The sequence below is a fragment of the Castellaniella denitrificans genome, from assembly GCF_027214045.1.
In the GTDB taxonomy this organism is placed as follows: Bacteria; Pseudomonadota; Gammaproteobacteria; order Burkholderiales; family Burkholderiaceae_B; genus Castellaniella; species Castellaniella denitrificans_A.
The window spans coordinates 171736-185145 of record NZ_JAPWHE010000005.1 but is presented as its reverse complement, the minus strand read 5'-3'; the positions used below and the strand labels follow the sequence as shown (position 1 = coordinate 185145).

The 13410-nt window shown below is 68.2% G+C and carries 14 protein-coding genes; 9 read left to right on the top strand and 5 right to left on the bottom strand.

Annotation, left to right across the window (positions count from 1 at the left end; translation table 11 throughout):
- Positions 1 to 51 precede the first annotated feature (51 nt).
- The 3 genes from ubiT to ubiU form a co-directional block, all read right to left on the bottom strand.
- The gene (gene ubiT, locus O4H32_RS09320; protein ID WP_269358515.1) at positions 52 to 534 is read right to left on the bottom strand and encodes a ubiquinone anaerobic biosynthesis accessory factor UbiT; all 483 of its coding nucleotides are present in this window, start codon (positions 532 to 534) and stop codon (positions 52 to 54) included.
- 38 nt (positions 535 to 572) lie between these two features.
- Positions 573 to 1526, bottom strand: coding sequence for a ubiquinone anaerobic biosynthesis protein UbiV (gene ubiV, locus O4H32_RS09315; RefSeq protein ID WP_269358513.1), 954 nt, complete (start codon positions 1524 to 1526; stop codon positions 573 to 575).
- A 79-nt stretch (positions 1527 to 1605) separates the two neighbouring features.
- The gene (gene ubiU / locus O4H32_RS09310; protein ID WP_269358511.1) at positions 1606 to 2661 is read right to left on the bottom strand and encodes a ubiquinone anaerobic biosynthesis protein UbiU; all 1056 of its coding nucleotides are present in this window, start codon (positions 2659 to 2661) and stop codon (positions 1606 to 1608) included.
- A 219-nt stretch (positions 2662 to 2880) separates the two neighbouring features.
- Here ubiU and O4H32_RS09305 point away from each other — a divergent pair, with 219 nt between their 5' ends.
- A complete protein-coding gene (locus O4H32_RS09305; RefSeq protein ID WP_269358510.1) occupies positions 2881 to 3108 on the top strand; it encodes a DUF2249 domain-containing protein in 228 nt (75 codons plus the stop codon).
- A gap of 10 nt (positions 3109 to 3118) precedes the next feature.
- The gene (locus O4H32_RS09300) at positions 3119 to 4459 is read left to right on the top strand and encodes a hypothetical protein (RefSeq protein ID WP_269358508.1); all 1341 of its coding nucleotides are present in this window, start codon (positions 3119 to 3121) and stop codon (positions 4457 to 4459) included.
- A gap of 83 nt (positions 4460 to 4542) precedes the next feature.
- Here O4H32_RS09300 and O4H32_RS09295 read toward each other — a convergent pair whose 3' ends face one another.
- Positions 4543 to 5202, bottom strand: a complete 660-nt coding sequence (locus O4H32_RS09295) for a Crp/Fnr family transcriptional regulator (RefSeq protein WP_269358506.1) — start codon at positions 5200 to 5202, stop codon at positions 4543 to 4545.
- Positions 5203 to 5271: 69 nt separating this feature from the next.
- Between O4H32_RS09295 and O4H32_RS09290 the strand changes: the two genes are divergently transcribed.
- Complete coding sequence (locus tag O4H32_RS09290) at positions 5272 to 5682, top strand: YbaN family protein (protein ID WP_269358504.1); 411 nt, start codon at positions 5272 to 5274, stop codon at positions 5680 to 5682.
- Here O4H32_RS09290 and hemN read toward each other — a convergent pair.
- The gene (gene hemN, locus O4H32_RS09285) at positions 5664 to 7094 is read right to left on the bottom strand and encodes an oxygen-independent coproporphyrinogen III oxidase (protein WP_269358501.1); all 1431 of its coding nucleotides are present in this window, start codon (positions 7092 to 7094) and stop codon (positions 5664 to 5666) included. The genes O4H32_RS09290 and hemN overlap by 19 nt on opposite strands.
- 244 nt (positions 7095 to 7338) lie before the next feature.
- On the opposite strand from hemN, the gene O4H32_RS09280 reads away from it, so the two are divergent.
- Genes O4H32_RS09280 through mnhG form a run of 6 tightly spaced genes read left to right on the top strand, consistent with a single transcriptional unit; the run spans position 7339 to position 13330 of the window.
- Positions 7339 to 10245 (top strand): monovalent cation/H+ antiporter subunit A, encoded by a 2907-nt coding sequence (locus O4H32_RS09280; RefSeq protein WP_269358500.1) that lies wholly within the window; start codon positions 7339 to 7341, stop codon positions 10243 to 10245.
- A 2-nt stretch (positions 10246 to 10247) separates the two neighbouring features.
- Complete coding sequence (locus O4H32_RS09275) at positions 10248 to 10589, top strand: Na+/H+ antiporter subunit C (RefSeq protein WP_269358499.1); 342 nt, start codon at positions 10248 to 10250, stop codon at positions 10587 to 10589.
- Entirely contained in the window at positions 10586 to 12235 is a 1650-nt protein-coding gene (locus O4H32_RS09270; protein ID WP_269358498.1) for a monovalent cation/H+ antiporter subunit D, read from the top strand. The genes O4H32_RS09275 and O4H32_RS09270 overlap by 4 nt, the downstream gene beginning before the upstream one ends.
- Positions 12232 to 12720 carry a Na+/H+ antiporter subunit E gene (locus O4H32_RS09265; protein WP_269358496.1) on the top strand — a complete coding sequence of 163 codons (489 nt, stop codon included), beginning with the start codon at positions 12232 to 12234 and terminating at the stop codon, positions 12718 to 12720. Before O4H32_RS09270 ends, O4H32_RS09265 begins: the two co-directional genes overlap by 4 nt.
- Entirely contained in the window at positions 12717 to 13001 is a 285-nt protein-coding gene (locus O4H32_RS09260; protein ID WP_269358494.1) for a K+/H+ antiporter subunit F, read from the top strand. Before O4H32_RS09265 ends, O4H32_RS09260 begins: the two co-directional genes overlap by 4 nt.
- On the top strand, positions 12998 to 13330 hold the full coding sequence (gene mnhG, locus O4H32_RS09255; protein WP_269358492.1) for a monovalent cation/H(+) antiporter subunit G: 333 nt from the start codon (positions 12998 to 13000) through the stop codon (positions 13328 to 13330). The genes O4H32_RS09260 and mnhG overlap by 4 nt, the downstream gene beginning before the upstream one ends.
- Positions 13331 to 13410 lie beyond the last annotated feature (80 nt).

Below are 13410 nucleotides of genomic sequence, written 5' to 3'. Positions count from 1 at the left end.
CCGAAATGGTCGGGCAGGGGCTTCTGCGATCGCCAGTAAACCGCTGCAAGGCTACCGGAAGCGCAGGCGATGGCGCTGCCCCGCCAGCAGATCGCGCAGGATGGCCTTGGGATGAAAGACCGCCATGTCGATGGAGTCGAGTGTGTTCTTCACCATCAGGCCCAGTTCCGTATCCCCCTCGATCACCAGGCGGCGGCTGAAGAACAGCGTGTCGGGATCCTCACGGCGCTGCAGCAGGCAATGGAAATCCCAGGCATCGGCGCGGAAGGTCAGGTCGGGTTCGGCCACGTCGTGCCGTGCCGCCCGGAAGGCGCCGTCGCGCCAGGTGTAGTCAAAGCGCAGACCCGCATCCGCCACGTGGATGCGCAGGGAGCGGCCTTCCAGCCTGTGCAGGGTGTCGGGGTGCAGATGACGGGCCAGCACCAGATTCAGCCCGGTGACGAAGAGCACCGAGCCCGGATAGCGGGGCAGACGGCCGAGCACCCGGGCCACGGGCTCGGGAATACGGTAGGCGGGGGTCGAGGGATTTTGCATGGTCGGGTTCATGGAAAAAATGGAGGAAACGGCGGGCGTCAGGCGACGCTGCGCGCCTTGACCCCGGGGGTGCGCGCATCCGGGGCCTGCGACACGACGATTTCTCCGGGAGCCACCATGTCCAGACCGGCACGGCCGTGCCAATAGCCATTGCAGGGACCGGCCGGCATCAGCGGTACCAGCCGCCGATGCGCCTCTTCGGCCGATTCGCGGCCGTCGAGCACGGCCCGGAAGGCCGCCGCGACCTGGTCCATGTGGAGGGACTGCGGGCTGAGCCGGATCACGTCCACGTCCAGGTCGCGCAGTTCATCCAGGGCGTGGATCAGCGTGTAGACCAGCGCCGACTGGGTCTGGATGCCATTGATCGTCAGGAAGGCCTGGGATTCCTTGGTTTCGAGCAACAGGCCGTCCGGGTGATCCATGCAGACGTACTGGCAATTGTCTTTGGGGAAATTGCGGTTGCGGGCCGTGAAGCAGCGGGCGGAAAAAGCCAGGGGCATGCGGCCGTAGGCGAAGACCTCGGTCTGCAGGCCGGCGGGCCGGTCCCGCTGCAACTGCGTCAGTCCGGCGCGGCCCATTTCCAGCGGCATGATCCACCGGACCGCGCCCTGAGCGGCGATCACGTCCAGGGTCGGCTTGCTGTAGATATTGAGGAACGGGCCGGCGACGAAGGGCCTGCCTTGCATCCGCTGCACGGCCCCCATGTCGTTGGCTTCGACGGCATAACGTTCGTTTTCGGTGATCTTGCACAGAGTGTTCAGATCGTTGCCCGATTCAAGCAGGACCTGAGTGGACAGCACGGGCGTCTTGCCGGCTTCGGCCAGCATGTCGGCGACCTCGATCCAGTCGGGCAGGCGCAGTTCGTGGCGACGCGAACAGACGGTTTCCCCCAGATAGACGATGTCCACCGGCCAGTCGCACACGGCGGCGTAGAATTCCAAAGTGGTAACGCGGGGCCAGTAGTATTGCAGGGGGCCCAGGGCGATTTTCATGATGAGGTTTCCTTGTGCGCAATGCGCGGGGCGACCCGCGTCCCCGGCCGGGTCGCCGGGCGCATGGTCCCGCGCGGGATCATTTCCAGGGCCGGTGGTAGGCGCCCAGCGTGTGCTGCTGGCCTTCGGCGACCTTGTTCAGTTCGGCCATCCAGGACGGATGCACCGAATAACGGGACGGGGAGTTGCGGGCCAGGTCGATGGCCTGGCGCCAGACCCGGGTGACCTGGGCGGTGTAGGCCGGGCTGCGCTGGCGGCCTTCGATCTTGATCGCCCGCACCCCCATGGCCATCAGCCGGGGCAGCAGTTCCAGGGTGTTGAGGCTGGTGGGTTCCTCGAGCGCGTAGTAGTTTTCGCCCGCGACATCGAAACGGCCCTTGCAGAGGGTGGGATAACCGGCATTCTCGCCGTCGTCGTAGCGGTCGATCAGCACACCGTTCAGGCGTGACTCCAGGCCCTTGTCGGTCTGCTGCCAGCGCACGTGCCTGGCCGGCGAACAGACGCCGTGCGTGTTGGGCGATTCGCCCGTGGCATAGGACGACAGGGCGCAACGGCCCTCGACCATGACGCACAGGCTGCCGAAACCGAAGACCTCGATCTCGACCGGCGTGTTCTCGCAGACCTGCTGGACCTGGGCCACCGACAGCACGCGGGGCAGCACCGCGCGCGCCACCCCGAAGCGGTCGTGATAGAAGCGGATGGCCTCGTAGTTGGTGGCGGAGCCCTGCACCGACAGGTGCAGCCGCAGGCTGGGATGGCGTTCGCTGGCGTAGGCCATCAGGCCCGGATCGGCCATGATGACGGCGTCCACCCCGGCACCGGCCGCGCGGTCCACGGCATCCCGCCAGAGCTGCCAGCCATCGGGCTGCGGATAGGTGTTCAGGGCCAGGAGCACCTTGCGCTGGCGGTCGTGTGCGTAGCGGATGCCCTCGGCGATGGCGGCGGCGTCGAAATTCAGGCCGGCGAAATTGCGTGCGTTGGTCGCGTCGCGAAAGCCCAGGTAGACGGCGTCTGCGCCCTCGTCGACGGCGGCCTTGAGCGCGGGCAGGCTGCCTGCGGGACAGACGAGTTCGAAGTCCGACAGGTCGTGGCGGGGCACCACGCCGGGACGGTGAGATTCGGGGAGGGCTGACATGGGGGAAGTCCAGAGGGGTTCGTGGCGGGGCGCACCGCCGGGCCCCGCTTCGGCAATAGCGGAAACTATGCCCTGTCGAGCGGCATCGGACCTTAATCCGGATCAAGAAGCCCGCATCCTGACTTCCGCGCAAGGTCTTGTCGCACGCGGAGCGAGGGATCGTGTAAGGTAACGGCACCGGCGCCGCGCGCCCTCCCGGCCCTCCTTCCGGACCTTTCCATGGCCCTTCCCGACCTGACCCTCGACGTACGTTCGCTGCCCGCACCGGAACCGCTGGAACACTGCCTGGAAGCCCTGGCCGACCTGGCTCCGGGCCAGCGCCTGCACATGCTCATCGACCGCGAGCCGTACCCGCTATACACCATCCTGGACCGCGACGGCTTTCAGCATTGCTGCACCTTCGAAGACACGCATTTCCAGGTCACGATCTGGTACGACGCGAAATAGTGACATAGCGATGCGGCGCGCCCTGGATTTCGACAAGACGCCCGCCCTGGGCGTGCCCCTGCCTTTTTTCCTGAACGTGCCGCTGTTCGCGCTGCTGGCCGGTCTGCTGGCCACCTGGGCGGGGCCGCAGGCCTTCGCCTCGCGCTGGAATGGCGCCGCCCTGGCCCTCACCCACCTGTGGACCCTGGGCATCCTGGGCAGCGCCATGCTGGGCGCCCTGATCCAGATCCTGGCGGTGGCCTGCAACGTCCCGGTGGGTGCCGCCCGCACGGTCGCCGGCCTGACGCACGCATTGCTGACGGCGGGCACGCTGCTGCTGGCGGCGGGATTCCTGAGCTGGTGGCCGGCCGCCTGGATCGGGGCGGCGGCCCTGCTCGGCCCGGCCTTCGCGCTATACCTGGCGGCCGTAACGCGGGCGCTCTGGCGGCACCGGCGCCAGGTTTACAAGGGCGCCCGCGAAATCCTCGTCCCGGTGCGCGGGGCGCTGATCGCCCTGTCCTGTACGGCGCTGATCGGCCTGGTCCTGGCGCTGTCCCTGGGCCTGGGATGGGCGCTGCCCGACTGGGTCGACGCCCACGTGCTGTGGGGGCTGGCCGGCTGGGGCGGCCTGCTGCTGATGGGCATGTCCTTCCAGTTGCTGCCGATCTTCCAGGTGACGGAGCTCTACCCCAGGCCTCTTGCGCGCTGGCTGCCGCTGCTGATCCCAGGCCTGCTGCTGGCCTGGACGGCGCTGGACGCTTCCGCCGGCCTGCCCCGCCTGATGCGGGAGACCGCGGAACTGCTGCTGGTCGGCGCCTACGCGCTGTGGGCCTGTGTCACGCTGCGGCTGCTCTGGACCCGCAAACGGCCCGCCCCGGAAGCCACGACCCTGTTCTGGTACACGGGCATGCTCGGCCTGCTGGCCTGCGCGCCGCTCTGGATCTGGATGACGCTCGGGCAATCCCCCCGGGCGGGGCCGGTGCTGGGCGTGGTGATCATCGCGGGGGTGCTGGGCTCGGTGGTGAACGGGATGCTGTACAAGATCGTGCCCTTCCTGCTGTGGAAGCACGCCCAGGACGCCATGATCGTGCCCGACCGGGATCCGGGCCAGGCCCGCGTCTACCTGAAGATCCTGCCCAAGATGGCGGCCTACGTCGGCGAGCGCCCGGCCCGGTGGCAATGGGCCGCCCATGTCGCCGTCGTGCTGTGCTGGTCGCTGGCGGCGGCCGGCTGGTCCCCTGCGGCGCTGGCGGCCGGCCCGCTGCAGATCGTCTCGGCCGCCGGCCTGGCCTGGAACCTCGGCCGGGCGCTGCGGCTCTACCGGAAAACATTACGGGTGATGGCGGCGGCGGCTTCATCCATCTCTGATTGAGGCAGCCCCCCACGTCGCGGCTTGCAGGCCGCTCCGATTCGTCAGGCACGAAATGATCCGCAGGGATCATTTCGTGTCCAGACTCATCCTTTATAGCCCCTCAGTCCGTCGGGATCCAGGACGGTGTATTCGCGGCCCCGGACGCGGATCAGGCCGCGGTCGCTCAGGTCGCGCAGGATGCGGGAGAAATGCTCCGGCGTCAGGTTCAGGCGCGAGGCCACGACGGCTTTGCTGATCTCGATGCGGAAAGGCTGGCCGACCTCGCCACGCCATTCACGCAGCAGATAGGCGATCAGGCGCTGGGCGCCGGTGTGCAAGGTGTAGGCCTCGACGTCGCCCATCAGGCTGTACAGGCGCCGGCTCAGGCCCGCCAGCATCTTGCGCGCCACACCGGGGTTGCGGTCGAGCTGATCGAACAGCGCGTCGCGCCCCACGTGCAGCAACAGGGTGTCGCGCAGGGCTTCGGCGGTAACGATGTAGTCCTGACCCATGAACATCAGCGCCTCGCCGAAGCCGTCGCCCGGGCCGATCAGGCGCACCACGCGCTCCACCCCGGAATTCGAGACGAACAGCAGCTTCACCTGGCCGTAGACCACCACATGGAATCCCACGCACGGATCCCCGCGCCGGAAAATGATGTCCCCGCGCACGGCGCTGATCTCGCTGGTCCCCCGGGCGATGGGGTCCAGATCCTGCGGCGGCAGTTCGTTGAACAGCGGCACCTGGGACAGCAGGTCGCGCATCCGCGCGTGGCGCGAGCGGTCGTCACCCCCGCCCCGCAGACGCCACGGATTGATAGAATCCCCGGTACGATGATCCGCGCCCTCCTGTCCTTCCTGGGTTACGTGGCCCTGGCCCTGGGCGGGCTGGGCATTTTCCTGCCCCTGCTGCCCACCACTCCGTTCCTGCTGCTGGCGGCCTTCTGCTTCCTGCGCGGCTCGCCGCGCATGCATGCCTGGTTGATGTCCCATCGCATCCTCGGTCCGTACATCCGCGACTTTCAGGCGGGGCGCGGCATCCCCTTGCGCAGCAAATGCATCGCCCTGGCCCTGATGTGGCCCTCGCTGGCCCTGTCGGCCTCGATCATGCCGGTGCCCTGGGCGCGCTGGTTCCTGCTGATCCCGGGCATCGGCGTGACGATCTATCTGTGGCGCCTGCCCACCCGGCCGGGCGGCGCCGCCGACCGGCCGGATCCGCCCCCCGATCAGATCAGCCGGGAATAGGTCGCCACACGGGGTCGGCGCACGTACTGATCGAACACCATCGCCAGCGCACGCACGAACACGCGGCCTTTGGGCAGCACCCGCAGTCCGCGTGCGTCCAGTTCCAGCAGGCCGGCGTCCGCGTAAGGACGCAGACGCTCCAGTTCGTCCGGGAAACAGGCCTCGAAAGCGCGGCCGTGGCGCGCCCGGAAGGCGTCGAAGTCGAGCGGCATGCTGCACATGACGGTCATGATGACCTCGCGGCGCAAGGCGTCCTCGGGGCTCAGGTCGAAGCCCTTGGCCGTGGGCAGTTCGCCCCGTTCGAGACTGTCGCGGTAGGCGTTCAGCGAATGATGGTTCTGGATGTAGGCGTCCCCGATCTTGCCGATCGCCGAAATGCCGAAGCCCACCAGGTCGCATTCCGCACGGGTGGTATAGCCCTGGAAGTTGCGATGCAGGCTCTGGTTCAGGCGCGCCTGGTTGAGTTCGTCGTCGGGCTTGGCGAAATGATCCAGTCCGATGTAGACGTAGCCGGCCGCCAGCAGGCGGCGCACCGACATCAGGAAAATGCCCATGCGCGTGTCGGCGCTGGGCAGGTCTTCGGCATGGATCAGGCGCTGCGCCTTGAAGCGGTCGGGCAGGTGGGCGTAGTTGTACAGGGCGATGCGGTCGGGGGACAGTTCGATCAACTGGTCCAGGGTGCGGCTGAAGCTGTCCAGCGTCTGCTTGGGCAGGCCGTAGATCAGATCGGCGTTGATGGACTGGAAACCATTGTCCCGGCTGGCCTGCAAGGCCGTACGCACCATGTCGTAGGGCTGGATGCGGTTGACCGCCGCCTGGACCAGCGGGTCGAAGTCCTGGACACCGAAGCTGGTGCGGTTGAAGCCCAGGCCCGCCAGCATGGCCAGGGAAGCGGGCCGGACAGTGCGCGGATCGATTTCCACGCCCAGCTCGGCGTCGGGGGTGAACTCGACGTGGCGCCGGATCCGGTCCATCAGCGCGGTCAGTTCATCCGCGCTCAGAAAGGTTGGCGTGCCGCCCCCCAGATGCAGTTGCACCGCGCGGTTGTGGCGGCCCAGCAGCGGGCCGACCTGGTCCATTTCACGGTACAGGATGTCCAGATAATCCGCCGAACGGCTGTGGTCCTGGGTGATGATCTTGTTGCAGGCGCAGAAATAGCACAGCGATTCGCAGAACGGCAGGTGCACGTAGATCGACAAGGGCGGCGCCTGTTCGGCGGCCGCCCGGCCCCGCAGACGCTCGATGTAGGCCGACGCCGGATAGCCCTGCTGGAAACGGTCGGCCGTCGGGTACGAGGTATAGCGCGGGCCGGACTGGTCGAAACGGCGGATCAGCGCCTCGGAAATCTCCAGGTCGGGAAAGGCGATGTCCTCCGGACCGGAGGCCGCGGCGGGCATTTCTTGGGTGGTCATGCGGCAAGCTCCTGCGACAAGGCCGCGCCGGAAACCGATGGGTCCGGTGCTTCAGGCGGCATTGTTCTACATTTCAACATAGTCTCCCGCAAAAAGCGCTCGATCGACTTGACTCAGGTCAAGCCGTCGTCTTCGCGTATCATTAAGGAATTACGAGCAAGCCCGTTCGCACTCGCACCATCGGCGCCGCGCCACCGGCCGCCAGGTGTCGCGTGTCGCCCGATTCCCGTATCAACCACACTCCATGCTTCTGACCCTGATCCTCGCGATCCCGTTTGCCGGCAGCCTGTGCGCCTCGCTGCTGCCCGCGACCGCGCGCCGAGCGGGGGCCTGGCTGGCGGGCGGCAGCGCGCTGACCTGTCTGGTCCTGACGCTCTGGCTCACGCCCGAGATCGCCACCTCGGGCATCATCAAGCTCCGCCTGCCCTGGATTCCGACCCTGGGGGTCGATCTGACCCTGCGCATGGACGGCTACGCCTGGCTGTTTTCCGTGATCATCTCGGCCATGGGCGCCCTGATCGCCCTCTACGCCCACTATTACCTGTCGGCCCAGGACCCGGTTCCCCGTTTCTTCGCCTTTCTCCTCAGCTTCATGGGCGCCATGCTGGGCGTGGTGCTGGCCGGCAACCTGATCCAGCTCCTGGTGTTCTGGGAACTGACCAGCCTGTCCTCGTTCATGCTGATCGGCTACTGGCACCATCGCATGGATGCCCGTCGCGGCGCGCGCATGGCCTTGATCGTGACCGGCACCGGCGGCTTCTGCCTGCTGGCCAGCATGCTGATCATCGGACACATCGTCGGCAGCTACGATCTGGACGCGGTGCTCGCGGCCGCCACGGCGATCCGGGGACACCGCTGGTATCCGATCCTGCTGGTCCTGCTGGCCCTGGGCGCCCTGACCAAGAGCGCCCAGTTTCCCTTCCACTTCTGGCTGCCCAACGCCATGGCGGCGCCCACCCCGGTGTCGGCCTACCTGCATTCGGCCACCATGGTGAAGGCGGGCGTCTTCCTGCTGGCGCGCTTCTGGCCGATTTTCTCGGGCACCGACTGGTGGACCTGGATCATCGGCGGCGCGGGCCTGTGCTCGCTGCTGCTGGGGGCCTACGCCGCCACCTTCCAGCGCGACATGAAGGGCGTGCTGGCCTATTCCACCATCAGCCACCTGGGCCTGATCACCCTGCTGCTGGGCATGAACAGCCGCCTGGCCCTGGTGGCCGCCGTTTTCCACATCATCAACCACGCCACTTTCAAGGCATCCCTGTTCATGGCGGCCGGGATCGTCGACCATGAAAGCGGCACCCGCGACCTGACGCGCCTGTCCGGCTTGCGGACCCTGATGCCGCTGACCGCGACGCTGGCCATGGTGTCGGCCGCCGCCATGGCGGGCGTGCCCCTGCTCAACGGCTTCATTTCCAAGGAAATGTTCTTCGCGGAAACCGTGTTCGTCACCGGGCACTGGGCCAGCCGCTGGGGCCTGCCGCTCGCCGCCGTGGTGGCCGGCGCGCTCAGCGTGGCGTATTCCCTGCGCTTCATCCTGCAGGTGTTCTTCGGCCCCCCGGCGACAGACCTTCCGCGCACGCCGCACGATCCGCCCCGCATGATGCTGATCCCCTGCGCGGTGCTGGTCCTGTTCTGCCTGGCCGTGGGCATTCTGCCCGGCCTGTTCCTGCAGCCCGTCCTGACCATGGTCATGCGCGCCCTGCTGGGCAACAACGTCCCGGCCTACGACCTGCAGGTATGGCACGGACTGAACCTGCCCCTGCTCATGAGCCTGGCCGCCATGATCGCCGGCATCGGCCTGTACCTGGGGCTGCGCGCGCACGACCGGCGCGTGCCGGGCCAGGTGCCCCTGATCTACCGGCTGGACGGGCGCCAGACCTTCGAAACCCTGCTGGAGGCCATCGACGCCGGCTCGGCCCGCCTGCTGAGCTGGCTGCAGACCCAGCGGCTGCAGCCGCAGGTATTCCTGCTGGTGCTGGCCACCGGGTCGGTGACGCTGCTGCCCCTGCTGCCGGGCGGCTGGTGGCCGCGCGTCACCTTGACGACCCCGGCGCAGTGGTCCTTCGGTCTGATCTGGCTGGCGGGCGGCGCCTGCGCCCTGGCCGCCGCCTACCAGGCCAAATACCATCGCGCCGCTTCGTTGATGCTGGCCGGCGCGGCCGGCCTGGCCACCTGCCTCACCTTCGCCTGGCTGTCGGCCCCCGACCTGGCCCTGACCCAGCTCACGGTCGAGGTCGTCACCACCGTGCTCATCCTGCTGGGGCTGCGCTGGCTGCCACCCCGCATCGAGGAATTCCCCGGCCCCACCCCCGGGACGACGCGCTGGCGCCGACGGCGCGACTTCCTGGCGGCCGCGTCCACGGGCGCCCTGATGGCGGTGCTGGCCTATGTCATGATGACGCGGCCCCCGGCGCACGACAGCATCGCCGCCTACTTTGTCCAGCAGGCCTGGCCTCTGGGCGGCGGCGCCAACGTGGTCAACGTGATCCTGGTCGACTTCCGCGCTTTCGACACGTTCGGCGAAATCACCGTACTGGGGGTCGTGGCCCTCAGCGTCTACGCGTTGCTGCGGCGTTTCCGCCCGCCCGCCGAGACCATCGCCGCACCGCTGCGCCATCGCGGCGGCATGCCCGCCACCTTCGAAGAACCCGATCTGCAAGCGCCGCTGCCCGACGGCACACTGCGCGTGCCCGCCGTCCTGGTCCGCCTGCTGCTGCCGGTCTCCACTCTGATCTCGCTGTATTTCCTGCTGCGCGGACACAACCTGCCGGGCGGCGGCTTCATCGGCGGACTGATCATGGCCACCGGCATCATCCTGCAATACATGGTGGGCGGCATCCTGTGGGTCGAGGCCCGCCCCCTGATCCGCCCGCAAGCCTGGATCGCCCTGGGCCTGCTGGTGGCCGGCGCCGCCGCCATGGCGGTCTGGTGGGCCGGCAAACCCCTGCTCGCTTCCCACACGCTGGATCTCGCCCTGCCCCTGGTCGGCACGCTGCACCTGTCCAGCGCGCTGCTGTTCGACGTGGGCGTGTACATGCTGGTGGTGGGTGCGACGATCCTGATGATCATCGCCCTGGCGCACCAGTCCCTGCGTTTGCACCGCAAGCTCGTCGAAGCCGCGACCCCCGCCCTGACTGAACGAGGACCCTGACCATGGAATGGATACTGGCACTGGCGATCGGCGTGCTCGCGGGCTCTGGGGTCTGGCTGCTGCTGCGGCCGCGAACCTTCCAGTTCATCATGGGCCTCGCGCTGCTGGGCTACGCGGTCAACCTGTTCATCTTCGCCATGGGAAGACTGCGGGTGGACGCCCCACCGGTCATTGATCCGGCCTGGGCCGACCCGGCAAGCTACGCCGACCCCCTGCCCCAGGCGCTCGTGCTCACCGCCATCGTCATCGGCTTCGCGACCACGGCGCTGTTTCTGGTGGTGCTGCTGGCCTCGCGCGGCATGAGCGACACCGACCACGTGGATGGCGAGGAACACCGCGCATGAGGTTCTGGCTGCAGCACCTGCCGGTCCTGCCGGTCCTGATCCCCCTGCTCACGAGCGCGCTGATGCTGCTCACCCGCGACAGCCAGCGCCGGCTGCGCGTGATCCTGGGTGCGGGCGCGCTCGGCCTCATGGCACTGACCGCCCTGATGCTGGTGCGCGCCACCCAGGGCATCGGCGCGCCCCGCTGGCCCGACGACATCGGCGTCTATCTGCTGGGCAACTGGCCCGCGCCCTTCGGCATCGTGCTGGTGGCCGATCGCCTGTCCGCGCTGATGCTGGGCCTGACCGCGGTCCTGGGTCTGTGCGCCTGGATCTACGCCACGGCCCGCTGGGACCGCGCCGGCAGCCACTTCCACCCTTTGTTCCTGTTGATCATGATGGGCCTGAACGGCGCCTTCCTGGCGGGCGATCTGTTCAATCTTTTCGTTTTCTTCGAAATCCTGCTGACCGCCTCCTATGGCCTGATGCTGCACGGCTCGGGCAAGCGCCGGGTCGGCGCCGCCCTGCACTACATCGCCGTCAACCTGATCGCGTCGTTCCTGCTGCTGGTGGCGATCGCCCTGATCTACGGCCTGACCGGCACGCTGAATCTGGCCGATCTGGCGGTGCGCGCCCTGGCCCTGCGCGGCGCGGACCGGCAACTGTTCGACAGCGCCGCCGCGATCCTGGGTGTCGCTTTCCTGATCAAGGCCGCCGCCTGGCCGCTGAACTTCTGGCTGCCGAACACCTACTCCGAGGCAAGCGCCCCGGTGGCCGCGCTCTTCGCCATCATGACCAAGGTCGGCATCTACGCCCTGCTGCGCATCGGCTCGCTGCTGCTGCCGGCGGGCGCCCCGGCGGCCTTCGGCGGCGCCTGGATGTTCCCCGCCGGCATCGCCACCCTGGCCTTCGGCACCCTGGGCATGCTGGCCAGCACACAGGCGCGTCGCATCGCCGCCTACGCCATCATCACGTCCTCCGGGACGCTGTTCGCCGCCCTGGGCATGCCCGGCGCCACCCTGACGGGACCGGCCCTCTACTATCTGCTCAGCTCGGTCCTGGCCCTGGGCGCCCTGTTCCTGTTGCTGGAACTGACCGAACGCAGCCAATCGTTCGGTGCCAACATGCTGGCCATCACACAGGAAGCCTTCGAGAACGACGACCCCGACGCGGCCGACCTGAGCGGCCAGGCGGTGGGCGTGCCGCTGCCGGCCACCATGGCCTTCCTGGGCCTGAGTTTCTTCGCCTGCGCCCTGCTGATCATCGGCCTGCCGCCGCTATCGGGCTTCGTGGCTAAATTCTCGCTGCTGTCGGCCGCGTTGCGCACCGCCGAATACGGCGCACCCACCGTCAACGTCTGGCTGCTGGTCGGGGCCATGCTGTTCTCCGGCGTGGCCGGCCTGATCGCCCTGGGGCGCTGCGGCGTGCGCCTGTTCTGGGTGCCGGAAGACCTCCACGTCCCGGCCCTGCGGCTGAACGAGGCCATCCCCATCCTGGTGCTGCTGTCGGCCTGCGTCCTGCTGACAGCGCGGGCCGGATCGGTGATGGCCTACCTGGAGGACACCGCCTGGTACCTGGATCAGCCGGACCGCTACATCGAGGCGGTGCTGGGCCAGGACCAGCACGACTTCCCGGCACCGGCGCCCGGGTCCGGAGGCCCGCGATGAAACGCCTGTTCCGCGCCCTGCCGCTGGCCTGCCTGCTGCTGATCCTCTGGCTGGTGCTGAACGACAGCCTGTCGGCGGACCATCTGATCCTGGGAACGGCGATCGCCCTGACGCTCGCCCTGCTGACGCCGATCCTGCGTCCGGTCCGGGCACGACTGTCGCATCCGCTCACCGCCATGCGCCTGGCCGGACACGTGGCCGCCGACATCGCCCGCTCGAACCGCGATGTAGGGCGGATCATCCTGCGCGGTCGCCGCGCCGACACGCGCCCAGGGCTCCTGGACATTCCATTGCGCATCCGCGACCCGCACGGTCTGGCGGCGCTCGCCTGCATCATCACCTTCACGCCCGGCACCGTCTGGGCCGGGCACGATCCCGTAAGCAACGTGCTGACTCTGCACGTGCTGGATCTGAGCAACCCCGACGGCCTGACCCGCATGATCCAGGACCGCTACGAACGCCCCCTGATGGAGATCTTCGAATGAGCGCGACGATACTGTACTGGGCCGGCGGCTTCGCCCTGCTGTGTTTTTCCCTGGGGCTGGGCTGCGCCGCCATCCGCCTGATCCGCGGCCCCGGCGCCGAGGATCGCGTGCTGGCCCTGGACACCCTCTACATCAACGGTATGCTGATCCTGCTGGTGCTGGGTCTGCGCTTCGAGGCCGGACTGTATTTCGACGTGGCGCTGCTGATCGCGCTGTTCGGCTTCGTCGGCTCGTCCGCCCTGGCCAAGTTCCTGCTGCGCGGCGAGGTGATCGAGCCATGACCGACCTGCCTCTGTGGGCCGCCGTACCGGCCGCACTGCTGCTCGTTCTGGCGGGACTGGTGACCCTGATCGGGTCCCTCGGGCTGCTGCGCCTGCGCAGCTTCCGCGAACGGATGCACGCCCCGACCATGGGCATGACGATGGGCACCTTCTGCGTCGCCCTGGCGGCCACCCTGATCGCCAGCCTGTTGCAGCATCGGCCCATCGTCCATGAATGGCTGATCTGCCTGTTCCTGTTCATGACGGCGCCGGTCACGGCCATCCTGCTGATGCAGAGCGCCCGCCGCCGCCAGCGCGGAGGCCCGGACACCCCCGCCAAGGCTGAATGATCCGGTTACATCGGATCTAGGGGAAACCCGTACACTGATCCAGAACCCGCGCTGGCGGATCCGACTCATCGCGCGCGCGG